The 13,696-nt window shown below is 67.5% G+C and carries 11 protein-coding genes; 6 read left to right on the top strand and 5 right to left on the bottom strand.

What is annotated here, in order from left to right; translation table 11 throughout:
- The first annotated feature begins 5 nt into the window (after positions 1-5).
- The 6 genes from GO488_RS02130 (at position 6) to GO488_RS02105 (ending at position 7,078) form a co-directional block, all read left to right on the top strand.
- Positions 6-1,076 carry a Gfo/Idh/MocA family protein gene (locus GO488_RS02130; protein WP_162316156.1) on the top strand — a complete coding sequence of 357 codons (1,071 nt, stop codon included), beginning with the start codon at positions 6-8 and terminating at the stop codon, positions 1,074-1,076.
- 89 nt (positions 1,077-1,165) lie between these two features.
- Positions 1,166-2,230: a glucose 1-dehydrogenase gene (locus GO488_RS02125; RefSeq protein ID WP_162316155.1), complete on the top strand. Its 1,065-nt coding sequence runs from the start codon at positions 1,166-1,168 to the stop codon at positions 2,228-2,230.
- Between the two features lie 281 nt (positions 2,231-2,511).
- Positions 2,512-3,873 carry an ABC transporter substrate-binding protein gene (locus GO488_RS02120; protein WP_162316154.1) on the top strand — a complete coding sequence of 454 codons (1,362 nt, stop codon included), beginning with the start codon at positions 2,512-2,514 and terminating at the stop codon, positions 3,871-3,873.
- A 148-nt stretch (positions 3,874-4,021) separates the two neighbouring features.
- The gene (locus tag GO488_RS02115; RefSeq protein ID WP_162316153.1) at positions 4,022-5,167 is read left to right on the top strand and encodes an ABC transporter ATP-binding protein; all 1,146 of its coding nucleotides are present in this window, start codon (positions 4,022-4,024) and stop codon (positions 5,165-5,167) included.
- 47 nt (positions 5,168-5,214) lie between these two features.
- The gene (trmB, locus tag GO488_RS02110) at positions 5,215-6,267 is read left to right on the top strand and encodes an HTH-type sugar sensing transcriptional regulator TrmB (RefSeq protein ID WP_162316152.1); all 1,053 of its coding nucleotides are present in this window, start codon (positions 5,215-5,217) and stop codon (positions 6,265-6,267) included.
- Positions 6,268-6,364: 97 nt separating this feature from the next.
- Positions 6,365-7,078: a dolichyl-phosphate hexose transferase gene (locus GO488_RS02105; protein ID WP_162316151.1), complete on the top strand. Its 714-nt coding sequence runs from the start codon at positions 6,365-6,367 to the stop codon at positions 7,076-7,078.
- A gap of 16 nt (positions 7,079-7,094) precedes the next feature.
- Here the strand turns inward: GO488_RS02105 and GO488_RS02100 are convergent, their stop codons facing one another.
- From GO488_RS02100 to GO488_RS02080, 5 genes are read right to left on the bottom strand one after another with little or no spacing between them, the layout of a single operon-like run.
- Entirely contained in the window at positions 7,095-8,234 is a 1,140-nt protein-coding gene (locus GO488_RS02100; protein WP_162316150.1) for an ABC transporter ATP-binding protein, read from the bottom strand.
- On the bottom strand, positions 8,231-8,779 hold the full coding sequence (locus tag GO488_RS02095) for a gluconate 2-dehydrogenase subunit 3 family protein (RefSeq protein ID WP_162316149.1): 549 nt from the start codon (positions 8,777-8,779) through the stop codon (positions 8,231-8,233). The genes GO488_RS02100 and GO488_RS02095 overlap by 4 nt, the downstream gene beginning before the upstream one ends.
- 26 nt (positions 8,780-8,805) lie before the next feature.
- Entirely contained in the window at positions 8,806-10,833 is a 2,028-nt protein-coding gene (locus tag GO488_RS02090) for an ArnT family glycosyltransferase (RefSeq protein WP_174242479.1), read from the bottom strand.
- A gap of 2 nt (positions 10,834-10,835) precedes the next feature.
- The gene (locus GO488_RS02085) at positions 10,836-12,464 is read right to left on the bottom strand and encodes an ABC transporter permease (RefSeq protein ID WP_162316148.1); all 1,629 of its coding nucleotides are present in this window, start codon (positions 12,462-12,464) and stop codon (positions 10,836-10,838) included.
- Entirely contained in the window at positions 12,461-13,678 is a 1,218-nt protein-coding gene (locus tag GO488_RS02080) for an extracellular solute-binding protein (protein WP_162316147.1), read from the bottom strand. The genes GO488_RS02085 and GO488_RS02080 overlap by 4 nt, the downstream gene beginning before the upstream one ends.
- Between the last annotated feature and the right edge of the window lie 18 nt (positions 13,679-13,696).

Below are 13,696 nucleotides of genomic sequence, written 5' to 3'. Positions count from 1 at the left end.
CCATCATGAGCGACCTATCGACCATTCGTCTGGGGTTCGTCGGCCTCGGCAACATCGCCCACCTCCACTGTGACCGGTTGCGGAACGCCGGCCTGGACGACCTCGTCGCCGCCGGCATGGACGTCGACGCCGACGCGCGACGCATATTCGCCGAGGAGTACGGCGCGACGGTGTACGAGGACCCCGACGAGTTCTACGCCGACGTGGACGCCGTCCTCGTGACGACGCCGAACAAGTTCCACGAACAGTACGTCGTCGACGCCCTCGGCGCGGGCCGCGACGTGTTCGTGGAGAAACCGCTGGCACACACGCTCGAAAGCGCGGAACGCATCGCCGACGCGGCGGCCGACGCCGAGGGCTTTTGCATGGTCGGCTTCCACAACCGCTTTGCGAACCCGGTGCAGACGCTCGTCGAGTACGAACGGAACGGGACGCTCGGCGAGGTCTCGCACGTCGAGGCCGACTACATCCGGCGGCGCGGCGTCCCCGGACGCGGGTCCTGGTTCACGCGGAAACCCATCGCCGGCGGCGGCTCGCTCATCGACATCGGCGCACACGCGATCGACCTCTCGCTGTATCTGCTCGGCTATCCCGACGTGGTAGAAGTGAGCGGCGAGACCCGCGCGCAGTTCGGCACGAGAGACGACTACTCCTATCTCGACATGTGGGGCGAAGACCGGGGGGCGAGCGAGTTCAGCGTCGACGACTCGGCGAGCGCGTTCGTCCGCTGCGCCGACGGAACGACCATCACGCTCGAAGTCGCGTGGGCGAGCAACCGACCCGGAAGCCAGCAGTACTACGTCCGCGGATCGGAGGCCGGAGCCGGGCTCGACCTGAAAGACCATTCGCTCGAACTGTACGAGACGGCGACGACCGGGACGATGCACCACCGAACGACCGAGATCGAGACCGGGGACGACGAACCCCACGCGCTCGAACAGGAACACTTTCTGGAGGCCGTCGCCGCTGGAGAACCTCCGGGAACCAACACGGTCGAACAGGCGCTGACCGTCCAGCGCGTCATGGACGCCATCTATCGTTCCAGCGAACGAGGCCGTGCCGTCGCCGTCGAATAGCGCCACCACGCCGTATCTACCCCTCATATCCAGCGACGATAATGGTGAAGAAAGACTTAATCATCAGTGCTCTCACTGTCCGGTAGATTATGAAAGCGATTGGTGTCACCCGCGACGTCGACGAACCGCAGTTTCTGGACGTGCCGCGTCCGGAACCCGGTGAGGGCGAAGCGCTCGTTCGCACGCTTCGGGTGGGCGTGGACGGGACAGACCACGAAGTCATCGCCGGGTCACACGGTGGGTTTCCGGAGGGCGAGGATTACATGGTTCTGGGCCACGAGGCCGTCGGCGTCGTCGAGGAGCCGAACGGGACCGGCCTGGAGGTGGGACAGGTCGTCGTCCCGACGGTCCGGCGCAAACCGGACGGCGAGACGAACGAGTACTTCCGCCGCGGCGAGCCGGACATGGCACCGGCCGGCGAGTACGTCGAGCGGGGGATCGTGGGTGGACACGGCTACATGGCGGAGTACTTCACGTCGCCCGCGGACTACCTCGTCCCCGTCTCCGATGAACTCGCCGAGTACGGCTTCTTCGTCGAACCGATCTCCATCACGGAGAAGGCGAACGAACACGCGTACGCGACGCGAGAGCCGTTCGAATGGCGGCCAGAGGCCGCCTGCGTGCTCGGTAACGGCTCGCTCGGCCTGTTGACGCTCTGGATGTTCGGACGGGAGTACGACCGCACCTACTGCGTCGGCCGCCGTGACCGACCGGACCCGACCATCGACATCATCGAAGAGCTCGGCGCGACCTACGTCGACTCGCGCGAGACGTCCGTCGACGAGATCCCCGACGAGTACGAGCCCATCGACTACATCTACGAGGCCACCGGGTTCGCGCCCCACGTCATCGAGACGGTCCACGCGCTCGCGCCGAACGGCGTCGGCGCGCTGCTGGGCATCCCCGAACCCTGGGACTTCGAAGTCGACGGCGGGTCGCTACACAACGAACTGGTGTTACACAACAAGTGCCTTATCGGCACCGTCAACTCCCACATCAAGCACTTCGAGTACGCCGTCGACACGCTCGAATCGATGCCGGAGTGGCTGCTCGAAGCGCTCGTCACGACGATCGCGACGCCCGAGGCGGTCGAGCCGGCGTTCGCCGACGACGCGGAACAGATCAAGGCGGTCGTCGAGTTCGACACGCTGTAACGATTTACTCGCTTTCTGATACCGTCTTTCGTATCTGAATTATTATATACCGATCGTCGGTGTTAAGCACCTCAAAATCCAGCGCCGCGGCTGCGCAATAAATCGAGCGTTTCCTGACATATAACATCGTATGAAATATCCCGTCAGTTGTAATCCTACAGAAAAACGCCATACTGCGGCCGAATTGGTCCCGGTTTCGGGTAGGTAAAACAGCGACTGTTGTCATACAGAAGTATTAAGTGCGAATCCTCGATACGAAATAGTGAGGTATTGGTGCAACCATGACTGACGACAACTCTGACAAACGGCTCACACGACGGAACGCGCTTCGAATCGCCGGTGCCGCAGGTGCTGCATCGCTCGCCGGCTGTGGTGGCGACGGCGGCGACGGCGGCAGTACCGACGGCGACGGCGGCGATGGGGGCAGTACCAGCGGCGACGGCGGCGACGGCGGTGCAACGCAGACGCAGGCGCTCGAAGTCGCTCACTGGTGGGGAGAGGGCGACGGACTGGAAGCGATTCAGGACATGATGAACGCCTTCACCGAGAAGTATCCCAACGTTCAGTTCGACGAGAACCTCATCGCCGGCGGAGCCGGTTCGAACCTCCAGTCCAACATCCGAACCCGCATCCAGAACGGCAACCACCCCAGCACCTGGCAGCAGTGGCCCGGTGCGGCGCTGAAGCCGTACACGGACGCGAACCTCCTCAAGGACATCGGCCAGTCCGTCTGGAGCGAGAACGGGATGAAGGAGAACTACCTCGCCGGCCCGAAGGCCGCGGCGCAGCCGGCCGGGAACTACGTGACGGTCCCGCTCAACATTCACCGCCTCAACAACGTCTTCTACAACGTCAGCGTCATCGAGGACGCCGGTGTGGACCCGTCGAGCCTCGAGACGCCGTCGGATCTCACCGGCGCGCTCAAGGCCGTCAGCGACGCCGGATACACGGGCATGGCACACCAGACCAACTCCCCGTGGTCGACCGTCCAGCTCTTCGCAACGGTGTACCTGGGCGTCACGGACCCCGAGACGTACGCCGCGACGTTCGAGGAGGGCAAGATCAACGCCAACTCCGACTCCCTCGGGCAGGCGCTCGACATCGTCCGCGAGTACAGCCAGTACTACCCGAGCGACGCGGGCTCCATCTCGTGGACCGAGGCCAACAACGGCGTCATCAACGGCGAGGCCGGCTTCATCCACCAGGGCGACTGGGCGGCCGGCACCTACATCACGAACGACCTGAAGTACGGCGAGGAGTGGGACTACGTCGTCTTCCCGGGCACCGCCGGGTCGTACTCCCTGAACATGGACTCGTTCCCCTACCCGGTCAACAACCCGTCGCCGGACGCGACCACGAAGTGGTGCCAGTTCGCCGGCACGACCGAGGCACAGGAGATCTTCTGCCCCGGCAAGGGCGCGATTCCGCCCCGGAAGGATGCCTCGACCGAGCCGTTCAACGAGTTCTCCTCCGACCAGATCGAGGACTTCCAGAACAGCAGCGCCCAGCCGCGCTCGCTGGCCCACGGACTCGCGGCACCGCCCGCCGTCGCCTCGGGTGTCAACTCCGCCATCTCCTCGTTCATCTCCGGCGGCTCGAACGACGAGGTCATCAGTCAGCTGGCCAACGCGTACAGCCAGTAACGCCCGCCGACCGACCTTCGTTCATTTATCGCTATCGGGCAAGCGGTAGCTATATACGTCGGCCAGCGGGCGTTTCAGACGGTATAGACCCGAGCGATCGGGTGGCAGTGTGCGGTAAACTACAGTCCCTCAATGGGGGAACTAAGCGATGGCAAGTCTTACACTCGACAACGTAACGAAAGTATTCGACGACGACGGCGAGCAGATCGTCGCCGTCGACGATGTCTCCATCGACATCGCCGACGGCGAGTTTCTCGTACTGGTCGGCCCGTCCGGCTGTGGGAAGTCCACGACGCTCCGGATGATCGCGGGTCTCGAAGAGATTAGCGAAGGGGAAATTCGGCTCGACGGCGAAGTCGTCAACGACATCCCGGCCAAAGAGCGGAACGCGGCGATGGTGTTCCAGTCCTACGCGCTGTATCCACACATGTCCGTCCGGGAGAACATGGCGTTCGGACTGGAGGAATCGACCGACCTCTCGGACGAGGAGATAAACGGGCGCGTCGAAGAGGCCGCCGAGATGCTCGGCATCCCGGAACTCATCGACCGGCGTCCGGACGAGTTGTCTGGTGGGCAACAACAGCGCGTGGCACTCGGTCGCGCCATCGTCCGGGACCCCGACGTCTTCCTCATGGACGAGCCGCTGGCGAACTTGGACGCGAAGCTCCGCGCGGAGATGCGGACCGAGCTCCAGCGACTGCAGGACGACATCGGCGTCGCCACCGTGTACGTCACGCACAATCAGGTGGAGGCGATGACGATGTCCGACCGCGTCGCGATCCTCAACGACGGCGTCCTCCAGCAGTGTGCGACGCCGCTCGAGTGTTATCACCAGCCGAACAACCTCTTCGTCGCGGGGTTCATCGGCGAGCCGTCGATGAACTTCTTCGACGCCGAGCTGCGGGGGTCGACGCTCGTCACCGACGAGTTCGAGTACGACCTCTCCGAGGAGACGATCTCCTCGCTGGGCGGGACGACGGACCTCGTGTTGGGCATCCGACCGGAAGACGTCGAGCTGCGCTCCAGCGTCGACTCCGAGCACGACTACAGAGCGACCGTCGACGTCGTCGAGCCGATGGGCGACGAGAACGTCATCCACCTCGTCTTCGAGGGCGACGAGCGGGCCGAAGAGAACCTCTTCACCGCCGTCCTCGACGGGATGAAGAGCGTCGACGCGGGACAGCGACTCGTCGCGCGCTTCCCGGAGTCCGCGGTCCACCTCTTCGACCGCGAGACCGGCGAGGCGTTACACAACCGGAAACTCGAGGCCGCCGGCTCGCCCCGCGTGCAATAGGCACGCAGGGCCGAACTTCTTTGTAGCCGTCCGATAAACCTCCGGGTATGTCAGGCGACGACTTGGAAGCTTCACTCGAGCAAGTAATCACGCGATTCGACCTCGGTGAATACGAGATCGCCGCGTACCTCGCCGTGCTCCAGCACGGCGAACTGACGGCGTCGGAGATCGCGGAGAACACCGACATCCCACAGCCGCGAGTGTACGATACGGTCCGGAGCCTCAGCGACGTGGGGCTCGTCGAACTCAAGGAGTCGCGACCGATGAAGGTGCTCGCCATCGACCCGCGAGACGCCTTCGGCGACATCCAGCAGTCGCTCGACGACCTCGTCGAGGACCTCTCCTCGCGGTACACAGCGCCGGCCCGCGAACCGGAGGCCGTCTCGCTGGTGAAGTCCCGACCGACGATTCTCCGCTACCTCGAAGACATCATCGACGCGGCGGAGTACGAGCTGACGCTGTCGCTGACGCCATCGCTGTTGAACCGGCTGGAGTCACAGCTCGCCGCGCGACGCGAGGAGGGGATCGCCACCGAGATACTCCTCTCGCCGGCGAAAGAGGCCCCCGACCCGGACGAGTTCGACTACCTCTCGGTGGCGACGACGGTGAAGGGGCGGCGGGGGATCACGACGCCCGTCGTCGCGGTCGCCGACGGCAACTACTCGATGTACGCCACGCGGGAGTCGATCCGGGGCGACGCCGACCGATACGGCGTCATCTTCAATCGCTCCGAGCTGGGCTTTCTGGTCTCCGGCTTCCTCAACACCGTTCTCTGGACGACGGCGGACGTCATCGCCGAGAACGGTATGGGTATTCCATTCCCGCGTCGCTACGGGACGATCAGGCGGTGTATCTCCGATCTGGCGGCGCTCGACGAGGAGTTCTACGCGACCATCGAGGGACGCGACGTCGAGACGGGCGACCACTGGGTCGTCCAGGGGAAAGTCGGGGAGGTGTCGTTCGGTCCAAACCGCGAGGTGGCGACGCTCGTCGTCGAGACGACCGACGGCCCCGTCGACGTCGGCGGGCAGTTGGCGGCCTACGAGGACATCGAAGCCTACGAGATACAGGTCGCCCGGGACGAGCCGCCGTCCGTCTAATCGGGGAACGACGCGGTCGGTACCCACCGAGGCGTAGCCGCCATTTGATTTTGGCGAACCTAAAAATTCAAGAGGGGCCAGCAGAGAGTTCTCTCCAATGAGCACGCAGCGAGCCGAGCGCGCCACTGACGACGGATTCACGTTCGACGACCTCGCGGTCGTGATGGGAACGTACAACGAAGCGGACGCCATCGGGACCGTCCTCTCCGACATCGCCGACGTGACCGACGGCCGAGCCGAAGTCGTCTGCGTCGACGGGTCCAGCGACCGGACGCCCGAGATCGCCCGAGAGCACGGTGCGACGGTGATCGAACAGGAGCCACGGGGATACGGCGTCGCGGTCCGCGAGGCCGTGCTGACGCCCGACCGACCGGTTATCGTCACGACGGACTGCGACGACACCTATCCGATGGAGCGGCTGCCGGACTTCCTCGCGGAGGTAAACGACGGCGCGGACGTCGTCAGCGGTGACCGGCTCTACTACGGGGCCGACGAGATGCCGGGGATGAACAAGCTCGGCAACGAGCTGTTCGCGCTCTTAGCGAGCGTCCTGATGGGGGAACGCGTCCACGACACGACGACGGGGATGCGCGCCTATCGCCGCGAGGTCGTCCGGAAGATCGAGTGGACCGAGAACACCGGTCTCTCCGCGGAGCTGCTGATGCGGCCGCTGATGCGCGAGTACGACGTGCGCGAGCGTCCCATCGAGTACGACGAGCGCAGGGGCGAGACGAAGCTCGATCCTCTCTCCGGCGGTGCGGCGATCGCCAAATCCATCGTGCGCGTGGCGTTCGAAGAGCGGTTCCGCTGAACCCGCCGATACGGGACTACTCCGCGGGGTACCAGGCCAAGTCGTGGTCGGCCGCGAGCTGCACCGCGACCGGTTCGCCGGCCGCGAACGTCTCGACGTGATTGTGCATGCAGTGGACCACGTCGCCGCTGTGGAGTTCGACCCGGTAGACGAACGAGGGGCCGTTGTACTGCCGGTGGACGACGTAGCCGTCGGCTTTCGGCTCGCTGGTCGGCACCGCGCGGAGGTCGTCCGGGCGGACGAGCACGTCGACCGTCGCGCCGTCGTACGCGTCGACGGAGCCGTTCAGTCGGTCGACGTCCAGCGACCCCAGTCCCGTCTCGACGGCCGTCCCCGCGACGCGGCCCGAGAGGAAGCTCGCCTGCCCGAGGAAACTCGCGACGAAGCGGCTCTCGGGGTTCTCGAACACCTCGGCCGGGTCACCGACCTGCGCGACTGTCCCGTCGTTCATGATGGCGACGCGGTCGCTGATGGAGAGCGCCTCCTCCTGGTCGTGGGTCACGGAGACGGCCGTGACGCCGGCCCGCTTCAGGATCCTGCGGACCTCCTCGCGCATCTCGACGCGGAGGCGGACGTCGAGGTTCGAGAACGGCTCGTCGAGGAGGAGCACGTCCGGTTCGGGCGCGAGCGAGCGGGCGAGGGCGACGCGCTGCTGTTGCCCCCCCGAGAGGTTGCCGGGCATCTTGTCGTGGTGGTCGGTCAGGTCCACCAGTTCGAGCAGGTCGTCGACCCGGCGCTGGGTCGCCGTCTCGTCGAGATCCGTCAGCCCGAACGCGACGTTCTCGGCGACCGAGAGGTGGGGAAAGAGCGCGAAGTCCTGGAAGACGATGCCCACGTCCCGCTGGTCGGGCTGGCGGAACCCGTCCTCGCCGTCGCCGGTGACCCGCTCGCCCGCGATGTCGATGTGTCCCGCGGTCGGGCGTTCGAGACCCGCGAGCAGTCGCAGCGTCGTCGTCTTCCCGCAGCCCGAGGGACCGAGCAGCGTCAGGAGCTCCCCGTCCCTGACCGAGAGCGAGAGGTCGTCGACGGCCACTTCCTGCCCGTAGTCCTTGGTGATGCCGTCTATCTCGAGGACGGTCCGCTCCGGGTCGTCGACCGCCGCCTCGACCGTGTCGAACTCCGAGGCTCCGAGGTCGGGCTGGTGCTGTGCCGTCACTGCCCCGGCCCCCGCTGATAGCTCGTCGTCCCGCCGGGGTGGCCCTGTGGGTTCTCGATCCCGACGAGTTCCCCGCCGGTCGGCGAGCTGTACAGCGCGTAGAGCAGTTCGTTGACGACGTAGTACCGCACGCGCTGTACGTCGGAGCCCTCGGGGTCCGGCTCGACCGCGTCGGCGTTCATCCGGCGGAGCGCCGACTCCCTGGTCGACCCGTCGAGCGCGGCGAACCGCCGATCGAACCACGACCGACAGTAGTCGTCGACGTAGGCGACCGCCTCGGCCATCCCGGCGGCGTGGTCGGGCTGGTTCCGAGCGCGCCCCTCCGCGTATCGGGTGACGAACTCCTCGACGCCCTCGACGGCCTCCGGGTAGAGGACCTCCCCGGCGGCCGCCAGCGTCTTCAGTTTCCCGTCGTCGAGCGGACCGTCGCCGTCGTCCCGGTCCCCGTCGCCGTCGTCGGCCCCGAGCAGCACAGCCCCGCCACCGCCGACGGCGACGCCGGCCGCCGACAGCGCCGCGAGCGCGTCCCGACGAGTCAGTTGCATACGCGGCCGATTAGGAGAGCCTAAACTTATCGCTTCCGCTCGCTCGCCGTCAGGTTCGTCTCGACGGAGACCCCGTTGGGGACGGCCTCGGGCACGTACGCCGCGGCCCCGCCGCAGGCCCGGGCGTTCCGACACCACTCGACGCGCGGGGTGAGCGCCCGCATGCCGTCGCCGTCGGCGTCGACCGGGAGGTCCAGTCGGTACGCGAACCCGCCGCCGCCGGCGTAGTCGACGAATATCGTGGTCCGGACGGTGTCCCGTCCCGATACCGAGAGGGTCCCGTTCCGGACCCGGCGCGGGCCACCCGCAACCGTCACGTTTCCGTCCTCGACGGTCAGCGAGAGATCGGCCGTCTCGCCCGCGTCCGGGACGACGTAGTAGGCGCTCCCGTCGTCGGTCGCCACGCGGACGGTGACGCCGATAGCGCCCTTCGGAACGCCGACGGTCGCATCGAGGCGGACCTGCCGACCCGAGACATCGCGGACGCGCTGGAGCCGCGCCGCGTCGGGCGACCCCCCGGGCGGAGCCCACGCTCCCCGGTAGACGTATCGGTAGACCCGCCGGTCGGGGAACGCCTCGGTCACGGCGAAGGGGCGGTCGTCGACGGCGTAGACGGCCCGGCCGTCGTAGCCGGGGTCGTTCCGGAGGTACTGGAACGGGTGGTTGAGCCAGTTCCCGTAGGGGTCGGGCAGCAACACCAGCGAGTTCGCCGGCGGTCCGCCCTCGAACGGCTCGTATGCGTCCTCGTAGGTGCGAGTCACCTCCGCGTTGTCCTCGACCGGTTCCGCGAGGTTCCCGGCGGTGACGCCCCCGAGGGCGGCGGCGCTCACGAGGACGACCGCCGCCAGTGCGATTCGTCGGGAGCGGTCCCCGAATCGGCCGTCGAGCGCCCGGCCGACCGACTCGTAGCCGCCGACCGCCCCGCGAGCGGCGAAGGCCGCCGTCGGCAACAGGAGGTCGAAGTGGTAGTAGGGGCCGAGCGCGGAGACGAGGCCGTCACCGGCGACGTCCAGATCGCCGAGGACGTTGAAGTTCCCCCAGAAGTAGACGTTCCCGACCGCGACGCTGACGAACAGGCCGGCCAACACGACTCGCCGCGGTTCGACGTCGGCGCGGGCCGCGTACGCGAGACCGACGACGGCCAGCGCCGTCCCCAGCAGCCCGCCGGCGACCCACTCGGTGAAGAACAGCTCGAGTACCAATCGGTTCGCTCGCAGGGCCAGTTCCGGCGTGTAGACGATCTCGTGGCCGAGTAGCTCCCGGTGGCCGAAGCCCAGTCCGTCTTCGGGGGCGAACGCCTGATAGGGGAACACCCACGGGGAGCCGGTCACGACGGCGTTGTACCCCAGCGTGAGGGCGACGCCGGCGGTCCCGAGCCCGGCGGTAATCGCCTGCCGAGGGAGGGTCGTCCGCCACCGGGTCGCGAGCGTCCAGAGCGCGTGGGCGATGAACGGTGCCGCGAACAGAACCGACGTGTAGGGCCGCGAGAAGAAGGCCAGCCCCACGGCGACCCCGGCGAGGGCCGCCCACCGCCGGCCGTCGGCGGCCCGGTCGGCCCGGAGGTACGCGTAGGCGAACGCGAGGTTCAGCAGGGTCGTCGGCGCGTAGGGCAGGAACACCGACGAGTCGACGAGGAACAGCGGCGAGGCGAGGACGAACGCCCCGGCGAGGAGCCCGGTCCGGTAGTCGAAGACCTCCCGGACGACGCCGACGACGAGCAGGAGGTTCCCGGCCGCGATGCCGACCAGCGCCACGCGATAGCCCCCCAGTAGCTTCCCGAGGGCGAACAGCGCGGGAGCCACCGGCGAGTACTTCGAGTACATCCCCCGGTCGCTCTCGACGAAGAACCACGGGCGAAACGCCCCCTCGACGGGCGACTGGAGGAACAGCCGCCCCTCCAGCAGCATCGCGGCCTGCTGGAGGTAGACGCCCTCGTCGTGGTTCAGCGAGTGATACGGGAACAACTGAGTCGAGACGACGGCGACCACGAGCGCGCCGAGGGCGGCCAGGCCGACGGCCGCGGCCCACTCCGACCGACGGATCCGTTGGAACATGTTCAGGTGTCCGCTCCGGGACCGCTCCCCTGGGCGAGGATGACCGCCATCGAGAGCCCGGAGACGACCACGAGGACCAGCGCCGGAACCGCCGCCGCGCCGTACAGCCCGGCCTCCTGGACCCGCCAGATGTAGGTCACGAGCGTGTCGAACCTGAGCGGCCGCAAGATGAGCGTCGCCGGCAGTTCCTTCATCGTCGTGAGGAAGACCAGCGCGGCCCCAGTCGCGATGCCCGGCAGCACCAGCGGGAGGGTCACCGAGCGGAAAGCGCCCAACGGCGACCGGCCGAGTACCCGGGCGGCCTCGACGAACCGACTATCGACCTGCAGCGCCGACGTGCGGATGGAGCCGATGGCCTGGGGCATGAACCGGACGACGTACGCGAACACGAGCAACGGGATCGTCCGGTACAGCGCCGGCAGCACGTCGAGGCTGAAGCTCACGAGCGCGATCGCCAGGACGATGCCCGGCGTCGCGTACCCGACGTACGGAGCGCGGTCCGCCAGCGAGGCCAGCCGGGAGGAAGAGGCCGCCGACCGCAGGGCAATGGGGAGCGCGACCAGCACGGATCCGCCGGCCGCCAGCAGGGCCACGTAGACGGAGTTCCAGCCGTAGCTCCACGAGAAGGCCATCGAGCCGGTGGCGTACCCCGGCCCGCTCCGGAGGAACCAGACGCCGAAGATACCGACCGGGAGCAGGATGGCGACGAGGCCGACGGCCGCGGGCAGTATCGCGGCGGGATACCGCCAGAGACCGAGGTCGAGGTCGAACGCCCCGCGGTCCCCGCCGGAGGCGTAGGCCCCGGAGTCGTCCGCGCCGACGCGGGACTCGATCGCCAGGATCACCGCCGTCACGGCGAACAGTTGCAGGGACAGGAGCGCCGCGTAGTCCCGCATGAAGCCGTTGTAGCGGGCGTAGATGAACTGCGTGAACACCTCGACGCGCATGATGTTCGGCGTCCCGAAGTCGGAGAGGGTGTACAGCGCCACGAGCAGGGCTCCGGCCGCGATCCCCGGGAGTATCTGCGGGAGTGTCACCCGGCGGAACGCCTCCCACCGGCCGGCGTTGAGCGTCCGAGCGGCCTCGACGAGCGAGGCGTCGAGCGACAGCAGCGAGGCCCGGGTCGTGAGGAAGACGTAGGGGTACGTGTACAGCGTGAGGACGACCGAGGCACCGACGAACCCGTAGACGGTCGGGACCTGTTCGATCCCGAGCGGAGCGAGGATATTCGCCAGTTGCCCGCGGGGTCCGAACGCCGAGACGGCGGCGAAAGCGCCCAGATAGCTCGGCACCGCGAGCGGGAGCGCGACGACGACGGTCCAGAAGCGGCTGAACGGGAGGTCTCCCTGAACGGTGAGGACGGCCAGCGGCACCCCGATCAGGACGCTCGCGGCCGTGACGACGCCCACGAGCGCGACGCTCCGGAGCAGTACCCGTATCGTCTGGCCGGCGACCAGCAGTTCGAGGGCCCGCGAGCCGAGGCCGAACGCGTCGACGACCAGCCAGCCGAGCGGGAGGACGACCGCGGCGGCGATGGCTCCGGCCAGCAGAGTCAGCCCCTGACCGAGCGCCGTCTCGTCGCCGTCGGTGGCCCGCTCGCGGGCGGCCGTGACGCGCTCGCGGACGCTCATCCGAGAACGTTCGCTTCGCGCATCAGTTGCAGCGTCGGTTCGAGCTCCGCCAGTTTCGAGAGCTGGATATCCGGCGGGTTCAACTGGTCGATGGTCGGGAGCCCGCCGACGGGTTCGACCCCGGTGATCATCGGGTAGGCGAAGCTAACGGTGGTGAAGAACTCCTGGGCCTCGGCCGACAGCAGGTGCCTGACGAAGTCGTTGACGAGCTGGTCCTTCTCGGTCCCTTGGATGCGGAGCGCGCCGGCGACGTTGACCAGCGAGGCGGCGTCGTTCTCGGTGAACGCGAGGTCGATGGGGGCGTCGGGGCGCTGGTTCTTCACGCGCAGGGCGTAGTAGTGGTTGGCGAAGCCGGCGTTCAGCGCGCCGTCGGCGACCTGGTTGGAGACGACGAACTCGTTGGGGAACCGCTCGGTGCCGGCCTCGCGCATCGAGACGAGCCACTGTCGAGTCGCGTCGGGACCGCGCAGCAGTCGCATCGCGGTGACGAAGGACTTGAACGCGCCGTAGGTCGGTGCCCAGCCCATCGTCCCCTGCAGCGCGCTCGTGTTCGGGAACTCGGCGACCTTGTTCGGGATGTCGCCCTCGCTCAGCTCGTTCGTGTTGTACGGGACGCTGCGGGCGCGGCCGGCGACCCCGACCCACGCGTTGTCGTCGCCCTGGAAGTCCGACGGGACCGGCTCGACCACGTCGTCGGGCAGCGATTCGTAGGCGTCGTTCTGTGCGACGTAGCCGAGCGAACTGGCGTCGATGGACCAGAAGACGTCCGCCTGTGGCGACCCCGCGTTGACCTCCTCGACGACAGTCTGTGCCAGCGAGGAGGAGGACGCGCTGCTCGCGAACACGTCGAAGTCGGGGTAGATCTCCTGGAGCATCTCGACGAACTGGAAGTAGATGCCCCCCTCGCCGCCGCCGATGTAGAGGTTCAGCGACCCCGAGAGGTCGGGGAGGTCTTCGATGGAGGTGCCGCCCGGCGCGGGTCGGCCCTCGACGAGCGTCCCCGACCCCCGGAACTCGGTCAGCGAGGGCACGTCGATCTCCGCGCCCTGCTGTGAGCCGGTGGTACGCCCGTCGTCGCCGTCGCCGCCGAAGAGGTCGGAGATGGCTGAACAGCCCGAGAGGCCTGCCGCGGCCGTTGCACCGCCGAGGGCGAGGAATCGCCGGCGGGAAGACGTAGATCCGCTCCGTCCGGAGTGGTCCGTGGCGTCGGTCATTGTATTGGTATGTTTTAG

Origin of the sequence: Haloarcula limicola (assembly GCF_010119205.1) — an archaeon.
Taxonomy (GTDB): domain Archaea; phylum Halobacteriota; class Halobacteria; order Halobacteriales; family Haloarculaceae; genus Haloarcula; species Haloarcula limicola.
The sequence above is the reverse complement of the archived record's forward strand: the minus strand, read 5'-3'. Positions and strand labels throughout refer to the sequence as shown.

Excerpts from the sequence above, each read along its gene's own strand:
- GO488_RS02130 (WP_162316156.1), top strand. The coding sequence starts at position 6 with ATGAGCGACCTATCGACCATTCGTCTGGGGTTCGTCGGCCTCGGCAAC.
- GO488_RS02125 (WP_162316155.1), top strand. The coding sequence starts at position 1,166 with ATGAAAGCGATTGGTGTCACCCGCGACGTCGACGAACCGCAGTTTCTG.
- GO488_RS02120 (WP_162316154.1), top strand. The coding sequence starts at position 2,512 with ATGACTGACGACAACTCTGACAAACGGCTCACACGACGGAACGCGCTT.
- GO488_RS02115 (WP_162316153.1), top strand. The coding sequence starts at position 4,022 with ATGGCAAGTCTTACACTCGACAACGTAACGAAAGTATTCGACGACGAC.
- trmB (WP_162316152.1), top strand. The coding sequence starts at position 5,215 with ATGTCAGGCGACGACTTGGAAGCTTCACTCGAGCAAGTAATCACGCGA.
- GO488_RS02105 (WP_162316151.1), top strand. The coding sequence starts at position 6,365 with ATGAGCACGCAGCGAGCCGAGCGCGCCACTGACGACGGATTCACGTTC.
- GO488_RS02095 (WP_162316149.1), bottom strand. The coding sequence starts at position 8,779 with ATGCAACTGACTCGTCGGGACGCGCTCGCGGCGCTGTCGGCGGCCGGC.
- GO488_RS02090 (WP_174242479.1), bottom strand. The coding sequence starts at position 10,833 with ATGTTCCAACGGATCCGTCGGTCGGAGTGGGCCGCGGCCGTCGGCCTG.
- GO488_RS02085 (WP_162316148.1), bottom strand. The coding sequence starts at position 12,464 with ATGAGCGTCCGCGAGCGCGTCACGGCCGCCCGCGAGCGGGCCACCGAC.
- GO488_RS02080 (WP_162316147.1), bottom strand. The coding sequence starts at position 13,678 with ATGACCGACGCCACGGACCACTCCGGACGGAGCGGATCTACGTCTTCC.